Origin of the sequence: Halovenus amylolytica (assembly GCA_004015825.1) — an archaeon.
Taxonomy (GTDB): Archaea; Halobacteriota; Halobacteria; order Halobacteriales; family Haloarculaceae; genus Halovenus; species Halovenus amylolytica.
On sequence record SAYS01000008.1, the window covers coordinates 150,025 to 166,288 of the forward strand.

Genomic DNA, 16,264 nt, shown 5'->3' on the forward strand with positions numbered 1-16,264 from the left:
AGCAAGAAAGCTCCCTTTCAGTCCCGCCCATATCTGCTGGCCAGTCAACCTACGAGGGTGGGGCTTTCTTGCTGGTTGTAGCTGCAATAGAGCACCCACATCAGAAAACAGCCACTCCCAACAGCTATTCCGCCCCAGAAGTATGTCGAGACATGACATCGACGATCGTACATATCGCATTCGCGTTGCTCATCGCGGCTGCGTTGCTCGGTGCCGCCTTCGACTGGCGATCGGTCCTGATCGTCGTCATCGTCACCGCCCTCCCCGATCTCGACTCGTTTATCGCGCTGTACACGGTCGCAGGCCACCGGACAGTACTACACAACGTCTGGCTCGGAATCGTCCCCGCGATCGCCCTGTGGGCTGATCTCACTATTCGGGAGCAATCGATCGTCAGACGGCGGTGGGGACCGTGGGGAATCAGAGTCGCCTGGGTCAGTATCGGCTGCTATCTGTTCGCACACGTCGGACTCGATCTCGTCGACGGCGTCGCCAACCTCTTCTGGCCGGTCCACGACCAGTTCTACCGGCTCACCGGCTCGATCGAACTCTCCAGTCAGCGCGGGATCGTCCAGACCTTCGTCGACGGAGACGGATTCTTGCTGTTCGAGCCCGAGGGAACCACCAGAGAGCTCGATATCACGACCGGTGTCGATCCTGCTCCGACCGACGATGGCTCCACGCCCGATCGAACGTTCCCCGTCATCGGTGCCGGCTGGGAGCTAGTCGTTGTGGTAACTGGTGTACTCGTGACTGCCGCGCGGTTTCAACTATCGGAGGAAAAAGAAAAGTTCTAGACGCCTTCGAGCGTCTCGCGGTAGTCGCTCAGCTCGTCGCGTGCCTCCTCGATCGTCGCTGCGGTGTCGTCGTCGACGTCGGGCTGGATCTCGTCGAGTGCGGCCTGGAACCGGGCGAGACGGCCGTGGTCGGGACCGTGAGCCCCGTCGGAGAGAGTCTCGAGTTGGTCTGCGAGATCGGCGAGCCGGTCGCTACTCCCCCCGTGGTCTGTCTGGCTGGCAGCCGATGCGAGCAGTTCGCCTGCGCGTTTGAGTTGCGCACGTGTCATAGCTGTATCTCTAATGTGAACTGGAAAATACGTTGTGGTGAACCGAGCACCCACTCCACACGGCACCCGCAACCGAGCCGTAATTATCACTGGTGAAAAAGGATAGCAAACATCTATACCGTGACACAGTCATGATCAACTATGCGTGTTTCGAGTGGCGTCCCTGGATTCGACGACCTCGTCGAAGGGGGATTACTGAAAAACCGGCTGTACGTGGTCAGTGGACCGCCAGGAAGCGGGAAGACAACCTTCTGCTCACAGTTTATCACCCAGGGTGCGAAGGAGGGTGAAAACTGTGTCTATCTCACGATGCACGAGACCAAAGAGGAACTGATGCAGGATATGTCCGGCTTCGATTTCGGCTTCGACCGCGCCATCAAATCCGACAAGATCCAGTTTCTGAATCTCGTCACCGAGTCGGGAAAACGGGCGATCACCCAGTTCGGGACCGAGGGTGGACTCACCAACCGTCTCGTCGCCTTCCTCGAATCCAACGAGGTCGACCGTGCGGTGATCGACTCGACGATGTTGCTGCAACATTTCTTCAAGCAGGACGTCTCCGACGAGATCACTGGCTTTCTCTCCGCACTCAAACAGACCGACGCGACGATCCTGCTCATCTCGGAGATGACCGATCCGACCTCCTACTCCGACGAACACTACCTCGCACACGGCGTCATCTTCTTCCACAACTTCCTGGATTCGAGCGGCATGACACGCGGTGTGCAGGTGATCAAGATGCGCGGGACCGCGATCGACAGCGACATCCGGGAGCTATCATTCTCGGATCAGGGACTCCGGGTCCACACGAAAAAGAAAGTTCAGGCATAACATGCACCCCCTTGCCCCGGCACCCAGCGTGACAGAGTCATGAGCAGATACGAGCGCGTCTACGGCACCGACTGGGAGGAACTCGACGAGGACGAGGCGATCGACCGCGCGTACGCACTCGGTGTCGCCGCCTCGCTGGGCGAGTACCACCGCGAGGAACTCGAAGCGATCCGCGACGAGATGACGACGGCCTACAACAGGAGTGTCGTCGATCTGGCCTTCGACGAAGGCAAAAACGAGGGTCGCGAGGTCGAATCCGAGGAATCGGAGACGGTCTGGAACGAACTCGTGATCGGCGAGGAGGTGACGATCGATCCGGACGAACTGCCGACGGGCGGCCGGAACGGGCTTCCGGAGGCCGTCGACAGGATGGACGCCCTCGACCTGCCCGACCGGGACAGTACCGACGCACTTGACCTTCCGGAGTTCCTCGACAGAGAGTAGAATGGTCGTCGCGGATCTACACGTTCACACCACGAACTCCGATGGGACACTGACGATCGAGACACTGGCGAGCGCTGCCCACGCCGCGGATCTCGACGCGGTCGCGGTCACCGATCACGACAGACCTCACCCCGAGATCGAGGAGGGGATCTCCGAACTCGACGGGGTCACACTCGTTCACGGGATCGAACTACGCGTCGAGACGCCCGAGCAGCGTCTCGATCTGCTCGGATACGGACTCGCCCGAACGACAGAGCTAACAGCACTCACCGACAGACTGCAACGAAACCGGATCGAGCGTGCCCGTGAGATCGTCGACTGCGTCGAAGATCGACTCGGGATTCCCCTCGATATTGCCTACGACCGAGGGGTGGGCAGACCACACGTTGCGCGTGCAATCGCGGCGAGTTCGGCTCCCTACGACTATAGCGATGCGTTCGCCGAGCTGATCGGCGACGACTGCGCGTGTTACGTCTCCCGCGAGATCCCGGATTTCGAGACTGGCCGGGCGGTTCTGGCAGATGCCTGTGACGTTGTCGGGCTGGCACACCCATTCCGGTACGACGATCCTGCGAGAGCACTCGAATACACGGAGCATCTCGATGCAGTCGAAATCCCCTACCCCTACGACCGCGCGGTCGATACCACAGCCGCAGAGGAGGCCGCAAGCGAGTTCGATCTGCTCGTGACCGGCGGCAGTGACGCACACGACGATCAGCTCGGAAACGCAGGGCTCGACGGCGGCCAGTACGAGCAGTTCCTGTCAGCGCTAAAGTAACTCCTCGACTGGTCTGGTCGGACAGTATTGGGTTTCGAAACTGGCCGGCTCCGGAGGGTTCAACTATCCAGCGGTAGTACGTGGTGTATGGAGTGTCACTACTGCGACAGCGGGGCAGACGTCGTCGTCGAAAAAGACGGCGTCCGTGTGGGTGTTTGCGAGGCGCATTTCCGCGAGCAGATGGAAGAGCTGTCCGAATCCGAGTTCGTCGAGGATATTCAAGACCAGCTCGACGTAGACCGGGCAGAGTGATCACGCCCGTTACCAACCGCACAGAGTATCTTCGATGACTGATCAGCCAGGGACGGCATCGGGCCAGGGGTACGTGGTCCCGATTACCGGTCTTCTCGCGTTTTTGTTCGCACTGCTCGCCGGAATCAGTGCCTATCCGGCGGTCTCGTCGGGGTCGGTCGGACTCGCGGCGGTGCCCGTCATTTTTGCTGTGGCGAGTGTCATTTCGCTCAGACTCCGCCAGCGGTACGCCCAGAAAGAGTAGGGCCGGTATCGCAGTTGGTTACTCTGGTTGTGCCTCCAGCAGTTCGAGCGACCAGAAAAAGCCGAAGTAAGCGGGAATGCCGGCCAGCATGAACATGTAGAACACCCAGGTCGGTGCCTCGACGAAGACGAAATCGAACAGGAAGGCGACGATCCCGACCCAGACGACCGCAAACATCAGATCGTACAGCATTCCCGACTTGTGTTCGCGGACGTGCTCTCTGAGTCGGTCGTCGAGACTCATCGTCCCTCCAGTGCGATCCGTGTGTATCGATGGTTCATAAGGGATGTAATGTGAGATCCGGCGTCGGCGTTACTCCTCGTCTTCACCCTGATAGTCCACGACGAGGACGGGGACGTGCGTCGACCGGAGCGTCCGCTCGGTGACACTGCCAAGCAGTGCCCGGCGGACCCCGGACCGGCCGTGACTCCCCATCACGATGAGGTCGATATCGTGGTCCTCGGCGTAGTCGGCGATCATCTTGTGGGGCTGTCCGCCGGCGTGGTGTTCGACGACGTCGAGCCCGTGTTTCTCGCCGAGTGCGACGACGTGAGCCGTCGCCGCCTCTGCTTTCTCCCGCAGTTCGGTCATCCCACTGAACTTTCCTTGCCGGATCCGATCCACCTGCTCGGCACCGAGACTGTACGCGACTGCATCTGTGTCGACGATGTACAGCGTGTGAACCTCGGCGCCGTATTTCATCGCCATATCGATCGCGTGATCGACCGCTGCTTCGGCGACGTCGCTGCCGTCTGTCGGAACGAGTATGCGTTCGTACATTGTTATGTTTCCTCCGGTGGGTGGTCCGGACCATCGGCAGTGGAGCCAGCGTCGGCCGACTCGGTGTCGACAGGCTGTCCGCCATCGGTCGCCGGTTCGCCACCGTCGGTGGCCGTCTCCCCCCCGTCAGCCGCAGTTTCTCTGGCGCTTATTTTCCGTTCGACGACTTCCGCAGCAGTCACGTCTTTGCCCATGGGATCGGGACTGTGACACTGTCGGACCATCATCTTCGTCTTCTCGGGCGGTTCGTCTGTGACGATCGAGACGAAGATCGTGACGGCGAAGACGATCGGGACGATGATCAGTGCCGAGCCGATCGCCGGCATCCAGGTTTCGAGCACCGCGATGCCGATCCCGTCACCGCCACCGACGAGTCCGAAGTTCCCCTCGTTTATCATCGGGACGAACCACAGCACGAGGCCGGTTATCATCCCGGCGAGCGCACCCTGGCGGTTCGTGTTCTCCCACCAGAGTCCGAGGAAGAACATCGGGAACAGCACCGACGCGGCCAGTGCAAAGGCGTAGGAGACCAGCGCCGCGATGGGTTGCTGTGGATCGAGTGCGGCGAGTGTCGTGATCGCACCGAGTGCGATGATACTCAGCCGGCCGACGATCACCTGCTCGCGCTGGGTGGCGTCGGGCTTGATGATGTTCGCGTAGATGTCGTGTGAGATCGCCGACGAGCCGGCGATGAAGAGACCGGCAGTGGTCGCGACTGCGGCGGCGATCCCGCCTGCCGCGACGAAGCCGACGAGCCACGACGGAAGCTCGGCCAGTTGTGCCGCTAACACGACGATCACGTCACCCGCGGCGCTCGTCATCCCGGGATCACCGTAGGTGGCCGTGACGTTTTCGGTGTACAGCGCGGTCCCGAAGGCAGCGAAGGCGGGGGCGCTCAGGTAGAGCAGGCAGATAAAGAAGAGCCCCCAGGTACACGACCAGCGGGCCACCCGCTCGTTTTCGACCGTGTAAAATCGGACGAGCACGTGTGGCAGTCCACAGGTCCCGAACACGAGCGAGAAGCAGGTCGCGACCCACAGGTAGTAGCTCCCGCCCGCGAAGGGTGCGGAGAACTCGCTGCCGAGATCACTTATTAACTGCCCGTATTCGAGCTGTGGCAGCACTGTCGAGAAGCCTGCCGACCAGCCGGTCGCCAGCAGCCCGATCAAGAAGGCAGCGATCAGGATGACGTACTGCACGGCCATGTTCTTCGTCGCCCCGAGCATCCCCGACAGCGCCAGATAGCCGACTGTGACCACCATGAAGAGGATCATCATCGACTGGTAGGCGCTCAACCCGGGCACGCCGAGGTCACCGAGTATGTACATCCCCACGAGTCCCATACCGCGTGCCTGCCCGATGGCGTAGACGAAGCCGATCAGGAAGGTCGTGACCGCGGCGATCGCACGCGCCGTGTCGGAGTTGAAGCGGTCACCGACGAAGTCGGGCGCGGTGTACTTCCCGAAACGGCGCATCTGGGCGGCCATGAAGATCAGCAGGATGAAATAGCCCGTCGTCCAGCCGACGACGAAGGCGAGCCCGTAGACGCCGGAGATCGCGATCAGGGCTGCCATCCCGAGATACGACGCTGCGGACATCCAGTTCGCCCCGATCGCCATCCCGTTTTCGACGTTGCCGATCGACCGGCCGGCGACCCACATGTCGTCGGTGTCGGCGACCTTGAACGCGAACCCGATCGCCAGAAACAGCGTCATCATCGAGACGACGATGATCGCCGGCAGGAGCTTGAACGAGATATCCAGCCCCTCCGGTAGCAGCTCCTCGCTCTGTAACAACAGGTCAGCGCCGCCGACTGCGGTATCGAGGGGGATCATTCACTGACACCTCCGTCTTCACCGGGAGTTCCATCGTCACGGACACCGCCATCCGTCGCAGCGACATCTTCGTCGCGCTGTTCGGTCTCCGGCATTTCGCCCCCGACCGGCTGTTCGATGCCGTACTTTTCGTCGATCTGGTCGCGCTTGCGGGCGTACCACACGGAGAGTAACAACGCCGCACCCGGGCCCCCGATCGCGATCAGGAAATAGTGCAGCGGAAAGCCGAGTATCGGCATCGTCGAGGTCATCACGTCCGGCGCGATCCGGGTCAGCGTGATGGGCCCGAACGTCGTAAAGACCCAGATAATCGCCCCGGTCCAGATCACCTTCAGGTGATCGCGCATAAACGGCGTCGCTGGTTTCAGGAGGTTGATCTCGGTCTCGAGATAATCCATCTGTCGCTCGCGCTCGACGTCAGTTACCCCCCCATCAGGCACTGTTTCTGTACTACTGTCACCGTCGTCCGAATTTGTGTTGCTCATAGTGCAGATCCCCCCAGGACCGTTAGCCCTGGTTTACTTTCTTCTGGATGTCGTGGACGACATCCGGATTCCGTAGCGTGCTCGTGTTCCCCAGTTCCTCCCCGTTTGCGATGTCTTCGAGCAGGCGACGCATGATCTTCCCAGAGCGGGTCTTCGGCAGTTCGGGCGTGAAGATCACGGACTCCGGCCGTGCGATCGGCCCGATCGCGTCTTCCACTGCTGCGATGATCTCGTCGTGGAAGGCCTCGGATTCCTCCTGACCGTCTTCCGTGATGACGTAGGCGTAGACTGCCTCACCCTTCATCTCGTGGTCCCCACCGACGACGGCAGCTTCTGCAACGCCTTCGACGCCGACGATCGCCGACTCGATCTCCATCGTCCCCAGACGATGGCCCGAGACGTTGAGCACGTCGTCGACACGGCCGAGCACGGTGATGTAGCCGTCGTCGTCGATCTTCGCGCCGTCTTCCGGGAAGTAGACCCACTGGTCGCGTTCCGGGATCGAGTACTCGTCCCAGTACTCGTCGATGAAGCGCTCGTCGTTTTTGTACAGTGTCCGCAGCATACCGGGCCACGGCTTGTTGACGATGAGATAGCCGGCGCGGCCGGCCTCGACCGGATCACCGTTCGTGTCGACGATATCGGCACTGATCCCCGGCAGTGGCGGCCCGGCAGAGCCGGGTTTCATATTCCCGATCGCGGGGATCGTCGTCACCATCATCCCGCCGGTCTCGGTCTGCCACCAGGTGTCGACGACGGGACACTCCTCGTTGCCGATGTGTTTGTAGTACCACTTCCAGGCCCGCGGGTTGATGGGTTCGCCGACGGTCCCCAGCAGACGCAGGCTGGAGAGGTCGTGTTGTGCGGGGTACTCCGAGCCCCACTTCATGAACGCGCGGATCGCCGTCGGGGCCGTGTACAGCTGGGTGACGTCGTACTCGTCGACGATCTCCCACATCCGATCCTTGTCCGGATAGTCCGGCGTCCCCTCGTACATCACCGAGGTGGTGCCGAGAGCCAGCGGGCCGTAGACGATGTAGGAGTGGCCGGTAATCCAGCCGATGTCGGCCGAACACCAGTAGTTGTCGTCCGGTTTGACGTCCAGCACAGCCTGGCTCGTCCAGGCAGCGTAGGAGAGGTAGCCACCGGTCGAGTGTTTGACACCCTTCGGTTTGCCGGTCGTTCCCGACGTGTACATCAGGAACAGCATATCCTCGGCGTCGCGGACGACCGGCTCGACCGTCGCGCCGCTGTTTGCCTCGACGAGCTCGTCGTAGTCGAACTCGTCGGCGTTGTGGTCGACGCTGCGTTCGTCGCCGAGTCGGTCGACGATCACGGTATCGACGTCACCGTCGACGCTTCCGAGCCCGTCACGGGCTTTCTCCAGGTGGTCGAGTGGCTCACCGCGGCGGTAGTAGCCATCACAGGTGACCAGCAGATCCGAACTGGCCGAGTTCATCCGTTCTGCCAAAGCGTCTGCGGAGAAGCCGGCGAAGACCACGGAGTGTGGTGCGCCGATCCGGGCACACGCCAGCATGGCGATGGGCAGCTCCGGTACCATCGGCATGTACATCGTCACGACGTCGTCTTCCTCGACACCCTGGTCGCGCAGCGCCGCCGCGAACTCGTTTACCTCGCGGTGGAGCTGTTCGTACGTATAGGTCCGTGTCTCCCCCAGTTCGCCGATCCACTCGATCGCCGCCTCGTCGGCACGGTCGTCGAGATGGCGGTCGAGACAGTTCGCCGAGGCGTTCAGTTTGCCGTCGACGAACCACTCGTAAAACGGTTCGTTCGAATCGTCCAGTACCTGATCCCACTCTGACTCCCAGTCGAGCAGCTCTGCTGCCCGCTCCCAGGCGTCAGGCCAGTTCTCCTCGAACTCGTCGTAGATCCCCTCGTCTGTGACGTTCGCCTGTTCGACGAACGACTCGGGCGGCTCGAACTCCGCTTGCTCCTTGAGCCGTGCTTCGAGTTCCACCTCTGGTTGATCTGACATTGCATCCGATACTCACAAGAGAGGCATATTAATAGTCAATGCTAACTATCATAATTCCTAATTTGTTTTGTCGAGTAACAGCCAGATGTAGTTGCAAGATAGCTACGAGCTAGTGTTCGAGTACGCTATCGAGGAGGTTCTGCTGGGCACTTCTGAGGTGATTGTGGAGTGTGGGCGGGGAGACGTCCATCGAGTCGGCGAGATCCTCGGCCGTGCTCTCCCGAGGCCACTCGAAGTAACCGGCGTGGTAGGCTGCCTGGATGACTGTCCGCTGTTTCTCGGTCAGTTCCTCGTCGAGGACACCCCGGGTATCGAGAGTGCCGCGGGTCGCCTCCCGCTTCTGTTTGCTGTGCAGTTCCAGCGAGGGGAACTGTTCGTGGAGGTCGTCGTGGAGTGCCCGCACGCTGGTCTCGGGCGGCAGTTCACAGGTCAGCGTCGCCTGGCCGTTCTCGACGCGCAGTTCGCTGACCCTGGCACCCCGGTCGGCGAGGGACAAAAGCGGTGAGCCCTCCTGGATATCGAGTTCGAGCACGCCACCCGCCGCAGTGTTCCGGATGAGTCGGCTGTCACCGATCCCCGGACAGTCGGCGGCGGCTTCGAGGGCTGGTTTCGGCGCCGTCTCGGCGGCCCGGACGAAACAGAGAACGCCATCGTCGCCGGCGACGGCACCCTCCAGGACGAGCGAGCAGGCGAGCGTCTCCGCGAACTGGACGAGCGTCGACTGGCCGCCATACTGAAACGTGACCGCCAGCACGGAGCCACCGAGCAACACCTGTTTACGCTCGATCGCATCGATCGCGAAGCCCAGTTGCCGACCCAGCATCGACAGTGTGGACCGCTCCGGATCGTCGAAGGCGTCCCGGGAGCCAGCCCGGACCACGAGCGCGCCGTACTGGGTATCACCGGAGACGAGCGGGACCGCGGCGAGCAGCCCACGCCCCTCCTGGCTCGCTGCCGGCCCCGGATCGTCGGGGGCAACCAGAGGCTGTCCGGTCTGGAGTGACCGCCGCACGATCCCCGTCTCCCCCGCCCCGTCGAATCGATCTGGACTCTCTCCCGCATGTGCGCGTACTGCCAGTCGCTCGCGGCGGGGCCCCCACTCCAGGACCCAGGCAGCACGGTAGCTGTCCGTCAGTGCCTCACAGGCCCGGCGTTCGAGTGTTTCCCTGGAATCCGCGTCGGTGACTCGCTGCACCACCGTTTCGAGGGTGTCGACGAGCAGCGGAAGTCTGCCGGCGCCGTCGTCGTCTTCCGTTTCGAGCTGTCCGAAGGCGACAGCGATCTCCGCTCTTGTCGGGTCGCCGAGACCCGCCAGCAGGTCGTCGATCCCCGCCCAGCCACCGACAGCCGCGACGACCCGGGCGTCTACGCCGTCTTCGACGAGCAGCTGCTGGGCGAAAAACGTCCGAAGCGTCGATGGTGTCACCTGTTCGAACACCGCCCGCCCGGTTGCTTCGGCGACGCGTTCACAGAGGTCCGTGACGATCATCTGGATCCGTCGCTCGGTAACGTCGATCAGTTCCGCCTCGGGGCTGATCGAGTTGCTCCGGACGTACTGCCGGACGCGGTGGGCGACGCCCGAGGGAAGATAGCCGATCCGGGTGCCGCCAGCTGCCTCCCGGACTGTCAAAAAATACCCACTCGATTCTGCCCGCTCGTCGCTGGCGAGGTCGGCCGGCCGGAGGCGCGCGATCTCCCCGGCGCGCAGCCCCGCCTCCCCACAGAGCCGAACCAGTAGCTCCTCACGATGGGTCCGCGTGGCCCCACGGAGAGTGTCGTACTCGTGTGGCTCCAGCTGACTCTTGATTCCCCCCATTGGATTTCGATATTACAGTATATCACGAAATAGCGTGTTCAATCTTTCGGCGTCGAAGATAGTACGAATCGCATATATCCAATATTTTCACTGCTGAACACCCGCTCTGACTTCGGAATACTCTGATAAGCCGAAAGTCGCTCGGGGCGAGAGACGGCTGTCAGTCCTGCTGGACAGCCGATCTGATCTCACCGAGTACCTCCGGATTGCGGAGCGCGCTCGTGTCACCGAGAGACTCGCCGTTCGCGATATCGGTCAGGAGCCGTCGGACGATCTTGCCGGAGCTGGTTTTCGGGAGTTCGGGGCTGACGATCACTGCGTCCGGGCGGGCGAAAGTGCCGATCGTCTGTTCGATCGCCGCCGTGACCTCGGCCCGGATCCGTTCGGACTCCTGTGTGCCGTCTTCGAGGCTGACGTAGACGTAGAGCCCGTGGCCGCGGTCACCGTAGGCACCGCTGACGACCGCCGCCTCGGTGACTCCGTCGACGGTAACGGCCGTCGACTCCAGCTCCCGGGTCCCGAACCGGCGGCCGGAGACGTTGAGCACGTCGTCGACACGGCCGAGGATCGTCACGTAGCCGTCTTCGTCGACGAAGGCACCGTCACCGGTCCGGTAGGCCCACTCCGAGTCGGGGCGGGCGTCGTCGGGCGCTGCCCACCGCACCCCCTCGGAGAGTTCGCGGGGCATTCCCGGCCACGGCGTGTCGACGACGAGATAGCCACCGGTGTTGGCGTCGACCGACTGGCCATCCTCGTCGACGACCGTGACGTCGATGCCGGGCAACGGCGGGCCGACAGCGCCGGGTTTCATCCGGTCGACTCCCGGCAGGGTCGTGATGAGATGGCCCCCAGTCTCGGTCTGCCACCAGGTGTCCACGATGGGACACGTTTCGTTGCCGACGTGTTCGGACAGCCACTGCCAGGACTGGGGATTGATCGGTTCGCCGACGGTGCCCAGCAGGCGCAGGCTGGAGAGATCGTACTGTTCGGGGTACTCCGGGCCCCACTTCATGAACGCACGGATCGCTGTCGGTGACGTATAGAAGATATCGACGGCGTGGTGTTCGATGAGTTCCCAGACGTTCGTCCGCGGTGGCTGATCGGCCTCGCCCTCGCGCAACAGGACGGTCGCACCGAGTGCGAGCGGACCGTAGACGACGTAGGAGTGCCCGGTGATCCAGCCGAGATCGGCCGTACAGAAGTAGGTGTCACCGGGTTCGAGATCCAACACGGCGTGGCTCGTCCACGCCGTATGCGCCAGATAGCCACCGGTGGTATGTGTCACCCGTTTCGGCGTGCCCGTGGTGCCCGAGGTGTAGATGACGAACAGTTCGTCGGTCGACGCTCTGTCGACGGGCTCGACGCGCTCGCCCTCGTTGCGGTCCAGCAGTGTCCGGTAGTTGTACTTCCCGACATCGGTCGCGTACTCGTGGCTCTCACCGAACCGATCGACGACGACCGTCGTCACGTCGGCGGAGAGAGTCGCACGGACTGTCTCTGCCTTGTTGGTGAGTGAGACGGCGTCACCGCGCCGGTAGTAGCCATCGCTGACGACGAGATACGACGAGTCAGAGCGATCCATCCGCCGCGCGAGCGCGTCGGCAGAGAAGCCGGTGTAGACGACCGCGTGGGGTGCGCCGATCCGGGCACACGCGAGCATCGCGATCGGTAGTTCGGGGATTGCAGGCATGTGGAGTGTGACGACATCACCCTGACCGACGCCGATCTCCCGGAGTGCGGCGGCGAACTCGTTTACCTCGCGGAACAGTTCGAGGTAGGTGTAGGTTCGCGTCTCACCGCGCTGGCCGTCCCAGACCAGCGCACGCTGGTGTTTCCGGTCCGCGAGATGACGGTCGAGGCAGTTGGCGGCGGCGTTGAGCTGCCCGCCGGGGAACCAGCTCCGCGTCGCCTCGTCGTAGACACTGTCGTACTTGCTCGTCCACGCGAGACGTTCGCCGGCCTCGTCCCACGCGTCCGGCCACTGCGCCCGAAACCGCTCGCGGATGCCGGTCTCGGTGACGTTCGCTTGGTCGAGAAAACGCTGTGGTGGGGCTACCTCCGCTGTCGGTAGCTCGTCCGGGTCGGTCTCGAACTCGTGCCCGTCACCCATTGTCCGATAGGTACGGCTACCTCTGTATAAGCGTTCCCCCAGATCCCTGACAGCAGTAACTGCGCGCTCTTTTTTTGATTCGGGACTGATAACTAGGTATGGAGAAAACTGCACTGACGGCGGTCGACTCCTGGGCAGGGCCACAGGCAGCCAAGAAACCGCTCTCCCGGGCACTGGAGACAGACCACGTCGCGATCAACTACTACGAACTCGAACCCGGAGACAGCTTCGGTTTCGGCTACCACCGCCATCCCGGCCAGGAGGAGGTCTTCTACATCATGACCGGCACGGCAACCTTCGAGACCGAAGACGGCGATGTAACAGTTATGGCGGGCGAGGCGATCCGATTCGAACCGGGCGAGTGGCAACTCGGGCGCAATGCCGGCGAGCGGCAACTGAAAGCACTCGCCATGGGCGCACCCGCCGACGAGCGGGAGACGGAGCTTCGCCGGGAGTGTAGCGCCTGCGGGGATCGCCAGCCGACACGGATCGAGCGGGCCGAGGACGAGGATGCCCTCGTAACGATCTGTGAGGAGTGTGGAGCAGAGACCGGTCGCTACACGTGATTACACTCAGTTCGGACTTCCAGTCCCCGTACCCCGCGGCGATGAAAGGTGTCATCTGCCAGTGGACAGAGACCAGGCTCGTCGACGTGGCACACGACCTGCCGCGACAGGACGTCAGAACGAGCGCGTTCTGGCTGCGCGAGATGCTCCCGTACTTTCCGCCGGCTGTGCATCTGGCGGTGATCGATCCGGGGGTCGGAACCGACCGTGCGGCGATCGTCGTGCGCGCCGGCGAGCACGCGCTCGTCGGTCCGGACAACGGCGTGCTCGTCCCGGCTGCACGGCGACTCGGTGACGGAGCGATCGAGGTGTTCCAGATCGAGACTCGCGAGGGGTCCGTCGAGGGAACGGACCGGACAGCGTGGCCGCCACGGCTGGCGAGTTCGACGTTCCACGGCCGGGACGTGTTCGCGCCCGCCGCAGCCAGAGTTCACGAGATCGGTGTCGACGACGTAGAAACGGACGAGGGACTCCACGCGATCGACAGCTACGAATCACTCGCGTTTCCCGACCCGACGATTTCCGAGGGTGGCGCGACTGGGACGATCCTCGCTGTCGACGACTTCGGCAACGCGATCACGAACGTTCCGGGCGAGTACGTCGCCGATCGATTCGGTGGCGAACTCTCGGTCGACGGCGAGTCGGTGCCACTCCGGGAGAGCTACGCGGCTGTCGATCCGGGACAGCGACTGGTGACCGTCGGTAGCCACGGCAACGTCGAACTCGCCGTCAATCAGGGATGGGGGTCCGATGCGTTCGACGTGAGCAGCGAGGACGCCGTTCGAATCCAGTGCAACGACACGAGACAGTGAGCCCGTTGCCCAAACCATAATTATTAATAGTGCAGGTCTGTAGGAAGTAGACGCATGTACGAAATCATGTGCCAAGACTGCGGCAAGATCGGGTTCCACCCGTCCCGTGTCGCTGCAGAGTCCCGCGCGGAAACCCACATCAACGACACTGACCACACCTGTTCGATCGTCGAGATGGGCGACGTATAGCGGTCGTTTTTCGACGTAGCTCACACTCCAAGCAGTAGCTGCTGGTCCAACGCAACAGAGTAGACAATCACAGACAGATAGCACGAAATTGCCCCTGTTTTCGACCCCCATATTTCGCCTCGAAACGACGTGCTGTCTTGTGTTTCTCCCTTCTACATATTAGTTTCACTCCGGTATGTCAGACACACCCACGAGGCCGGACACTGCTGGGAGCCACGGCGGAACGCCCGACAGAATCTTTAGGCTGTCAGCCCAGTGTATTGTATGGATATTCGCCGTCGGCCGGGGCTTTTGTTTCTGTATGTGGGTGTATCACTGCTGGCGCTGGGGTCCTTGCTCCGGCGGTTCGTGCTGCCATCCACGGAGTACGAGTTTCTGCTCGTCTCGGCCGGAGCCTTTCTCGCGACAGTGCTGGTCACCTACGCGCTGTACGATTCGACCGAGGCGACCGCAGAGACCGAGTGGCGCTACTGATACTGGTGGCTATAAATTCGTAAAGAGATTCGCACCCCGAGTGTGCGAAATTCTTCAGTTTCGTATAGCCACCAGTATGACCTGACCAGGGATAGCAACACTTTCAGTCGTCTCCCGCCGACTGGCACTATGCTCGGTATCGTCGTCTCCCGTGCCGACAGTGCCTCCAGCCATATCGGTGAGCAACTGCTGGCGCTCGAAGACTGGGAGAGGGATTCAGACGACAGCTGCGAGGCGGTGTACCGGACGGACGGCGCGGAACTGCGGGAGTTCGAGGAACTGCATCTCGACATGGCGCGGCCAGCCGAGGCCTTTGGCGACATCGATCTGCTCGTCTTCGCCTCCCGCCACAGTGGCGAGACGGGGGCCTTGCTGACGGCGCATCACACGGGCAACTTCGGGCCGGCCGACCACGGCGGCGAGGCGAACGAACTCGCCGAGGCCTGTCCAAACGCCCACGCCGCAGTGCTCGACGCACTCGCGGATCACGCAGCTGACGGCTACGAGGTCGGGATGGAGTGTACACACCACGGCCCCTCGACGGTGGGTGTCCCCTCGATGTTCGTCGAACTCGGCAGCGCCGAGCCACAGTGGCAAGATCAAGCCGGCGCGCGGGCAGTCGCACAGGCGATTCTCGACATCCGTGACGTCGCCGCCCACCGCGAGCGCGCGAACGGGGACGAGACCAGACGGCAGCTCGTCGGCTTCGGCGGTGGCCACTACACCCCCCGGTTCGAGCGCGTCGTCCGCGAAACTTCGTGGGCGATGGGCCACATCGCGGCCGACTGGGGACTCGACGCGATCGGCGAGTTCGACGACGAGGGACAGGCTGTCCTCACCGAGGCGTTCGAGCAAAGTAAGGCCGAGTACGCGGTGGTCGACGGCCACCACCCGGACGTCGTCGAGGCGGTCGAGGAAGCGGGCTACCGCGCAGTGAGCGAAACCTGGGTCCGCGAGACCGGGTCGGTCCCACTGGCTTTCGCCAGTGCTGCCGAGGAGGTCGCGACTGTCGAGGAGGGGCTGCGGTTCGGCGAGCCAGCGACCGAGTACGAGGACAGGGCGTTCGTGGAGGCTGCTATTCCGACGGACCTGCTGGACGAGGCCTGCGGGATCGACCGCGAGCAGTGTCTGGAGTTGTTCCGGACGCGTGCGCTCGCCTTCGTGACAGCCCAGGGTGGGAGTCGGCCGATAGGGAAAGTGCTTCTCGGCGACGAGTCGGAGCGGTCGGCACTGATCGAGGAACTGCTCTCGGTGCTCGAAGAGCGCTACGACAGTGTGGAGCGAAACGGTAAGACGGCGATCGCTCGCGAGCGGCGGTTCGATCCCGAGAAAGCGAAGACACTGGGTGTGCCCAAAGGACCGGCCTTCGGTCGGCTGGCCGACGGCGAGACTGTCGAGGTGAGCGGGCGAACGATTCCACCCGAGAAGGTTCAGACAGAGCGGGAAGTCGAGTTTTTATTAGAGTGATTCTAAGAATCCCGGAATGGAAATCTGGTTTTACTAGCTGAGCGATCAGTATTCAAAACAGCAAGAAAGCCCCCGTCCGCTCGATGGCTGCGACTCGCTGCGGTCCTCACTTCGTTGCG

General features: G+C 62.6%; 19 protein-coding genes. 11 read left to right on the top strand and 8 right to left on the bottom strand.

All coding sequences use genetic code 11. From position 1 onward, the window contains the following. Nucleotides 1-152: 152 nt before the first annotated feature. Nucleotides 153-797 (top strand): metal-dependent hydrolase, encoded by a 645-nt coding sequence (locus EOW68_RS08840; protein ID WP_128224797.1) that lies wholly within the window; start codon nucleotides 153-155, stop codon nucleotides 795-797. Here EOW68_RS08840 and EOW68_RS08845 read toward each other — a convergent pair. Next, a complete protein-coding gene (locus EOW68_RS08845; protein WP_128224798.1) occupies nucleotides 794-1,066 on the bottom strand; it encodes a DUF7553 family protein in 273 nt (90 codons plus the stop codon). The genes EOW68_RS08840 and EOW68_RS08845 overlap by 4 nt on opposite strands. Before the next feature lie 141 nt (nucleotides 1,067-1,207). On the opposite strand from EOW68_RS08845, the gene EOW68_RS08850 reads away from it, so the two are divergent. The 5 genes from EOW68_RS08850 to EOW68_RS08865 all read left to right on the top strand — a co-directional run bounded on the left by EOW68_RS08850 (nucleotide 1,208) and on the right by EOW68_RS08865 (nucleotide 3,615). Further along, nucleotides 1,208-1,897 (top strand): RAD55 family ATPase, encoded by a 690-nt coding sequence (locus tag EOW68_RS08850; protein ID WP_128224799.1) that lies wholly within the window; start codon nucleotides 1,208-1,210, stop codon nucleotides 1,895-1,897. Between the two features lie 39 nt (nucleotides 1,898-1,936). Continuing rightward, nucleotides 1,937-2,341: a DUF8057 family protein gene (locus EOW68_RS08855; protein WP_128224800.1), complete on the top strand. Its 405-nt coding sequence runs from the start codon at nucleotides 1,937-1,939 to the stop codon at nucleotides 2,339-2,341. A 1-nt stretch (nucleotide 2,342) separates the two neighbouring features. Next, nucleotides 2,343-3,119 carry a PHP domain-containing protein gene (locus EOW68_RS08860; RefSeq protein ID WP_128224801.1) on the top strand — a complete coding sequence of 259 codons (777 nt, stop codon included), beginning with the start codon at nucleotides 2,343-2,345 and terminating at the stop codon, nucleotides 3,117-3,119. Nucleotides 3,120-3,206: 87 nt separating this feature from the next. Beyond that, entirely contained in the window at nucleotides 3,207-3,371 is a 165-nt protein-coding gene (locus EOW68_RS18640; RefSeq protein ID WP_431358833.1) for a DUF6757 family protein, read from the top strand. Between the two features lie 34 nt (nucleotides 3,372-3,405). Beyond that, the gene (locus tag EOW68_RS08865) at nucleotides 3,406-3,615 is read left to right on the top strand and encodes a hypothetical protein (protein WP_128224802.1); all 210 of its coding nucleotides are present in this window, start codon (nucleotides 3,406-3,408) and stop codon (nucleotides 3,613-3,615) included. 18 nt (nucleotides 3,616-3,633) lie between these two features. Here the strand turns inward: EOW68_RS08865 and EOW68_RS08870 are convergent, their stop codons facing one another. The 7 genes from EOW68_RS08870 to EOW68_RS08900 all read right to left on the bottom strand — a co-directional run bounded on the left by EOW68_RS08870 (nucleotide 3,634) and on the right by EOW68_RS08900 (nucleotide 12,637). Further along, on the bottom strand, nucleotides 3,634-3,858 hold the full coding sequence (locus tag EOW68_RS08870) for a DUF8119 family protein (RefSeq protein WP_128224803.1): 225 nt from the start codon (nucleotides 3,856-3,858) through the stop codon (nucleotides 3,634-3,636). A gap of 69 nt (nucleotides 3,859-3,927) precedes the next feature. Next, nucleotides 3,928-4,395, bottom strand: coding sequence for a universal stress protein (locus EOW68_RS08875; RefSeq protein ID WP_128224804.1), 468 nt, complete (start codon nucleotides 4,393-4,395; stop codon nucleotides 3,928-3,930). 2 nt (nucleotides 4,396-4,397) lie between these two features. Then, the gene (locus tag EOW68_RS08880; RefSeq protein WP_128224805.1) at nucleotides 4,398-6,230 is read right to left on the bottom strand and encodes a VC_2705 family sodium/solute symporter; all 1,833 of its coding nucleotides are present in this window, start codon (nucleotides 6,228-6,230) and stop codon (nucleotides 4,398-4,400) included. After that, on the bottom strand, nucleotides 6,227-6,715 hold the full coding sequence (locus tag EOW68_RS08885) for a DUF4212 domain-containing protein (RefSeq protein WP_128224806.1): 489 nt from the start codon (nucleotides 6,713-6,715) through the stop codon (nucleotides 6,227-6,229). Before EOW68_RS08885 ends, EOW68_RS08880 begins: the two co-directional genes overlap by 4 nt. 22 nt (nucleotides 6,716-6,737) lie before the next feature. Then, complete coding sequence (acs, locus tag EOW68_RS08890; protein WP_128224807.1) at nucleotides 6,738-8,711, bottom strand: acetate--CoA ligase; 1,974 nt, start codon at nucleotides 8,709-8,711, stop codon at nucleotides 6,738-6,740. Nucleotides 8,712-8,820: 109 nt separating this feature from the next. Then, the gene (locus EOW68_RS08895; RefSeq protein ID WP_128224808.1) at nucleotides 8,821-10,527 is read right to left on the bottom strand and encodes a bacterio-opsin activator domain-containing protein; all 1,707 of its coding nucleotides are present in this window, start codon (nucleotides 10,525-10,527) and stop codon (nucleotides 8,821-8,823) included. A 160-nt stretch (nucleotides 10,528-10,687) separates the two neighbouring features. After that, nucleotides 10,688-12,637 (bottom strand): acetate--CoA ligase, encoded by a 1,950-nt coding sequence (locus EOW68_RS08900; protein ID WP_128224809.1) that lies wholly within the window; start codon nucleotides 12,635-12,637, stop codon nucleotides 10,688-10,690. A 98-nt stretch (nucleotides 12,638-12,735) separates the two neighbouring features. Here EOW68_RS08900 and EOW68_RS08905 point away from each other — a divergent pair, with 98 nt between their 5' ends. The 5 genes from EOW68_RS08905 to EOW68_RS08920 all read left to right on the top strand — a co-directional run bounded on the left by EOW68_RS08905 (nucleotide 12,736) and on the right by EOW68_RS08920 (nucleotide 16,145). Next, nucleotides 12,736-13,203, top strand: a complete 468-nt coding sequence (locus tag EOW68_RS08905) for a cupin domain-containing protein (protein ID WP_128224810.1) — start codon at nucleotides 12,736-12,738, stop codon at nucleotides 13,201-13,203. After that, nucleotides 13,200-14,015, top strand: coding sequence for an SAM hydrolase/SAM-dependent halogenase family protein (locus EOW68_RS08910; RefSeq protein ID WP_128224811.1), 816 nt, complete (start codon nucleotides 13,200-13,202; stop codon nucleotides 14,013-14,015). Before EOW68_RS08905 ends, EOW68_RS08910 begins: the two co-directional genes overlap by 4 nt. A gap of 54 nt (nucleotides 14,016-14,069) precedes the next feature. Then, the gene (locus EOW68_RS18645) at nucleotides 14,070-14,204 is read left to right on the top strand and encodes a hypothetical protein (RefSeq protein ID WP_431358834.1); all 135 of its coding nucleotides are present in this window, start codon (nucleotides 14,070-14,072) and stop codon (nucleotides 14,202-14,204) included. Nucleotides 14,205-14,468: 264 nt separating this feature from the next. Beyond that, a complete protein-coding gene (locus EOW68_RS08915) occupies nucleotides 14,469-14,678 on the top strand; it encodes a hypothetical protein (protein WP_128224812.1) in 210 nt (69 codons plus the stop codon). Nucleotides 14,679-14,807: 129 nt separating this feature from the next. Beyond that, a complete protein-coding gene (locus EOW68_RS08920) occupies nucleotides 14,808-16,145 on the top strand; it encodes a D-aminoacyl-tRNA deacylase (protein WP_128224813.1) in 1,338 nt (445 codons plus the stop codon). Nucleotides 16,146-16,264: the final 119 nt, after the last annotated feature.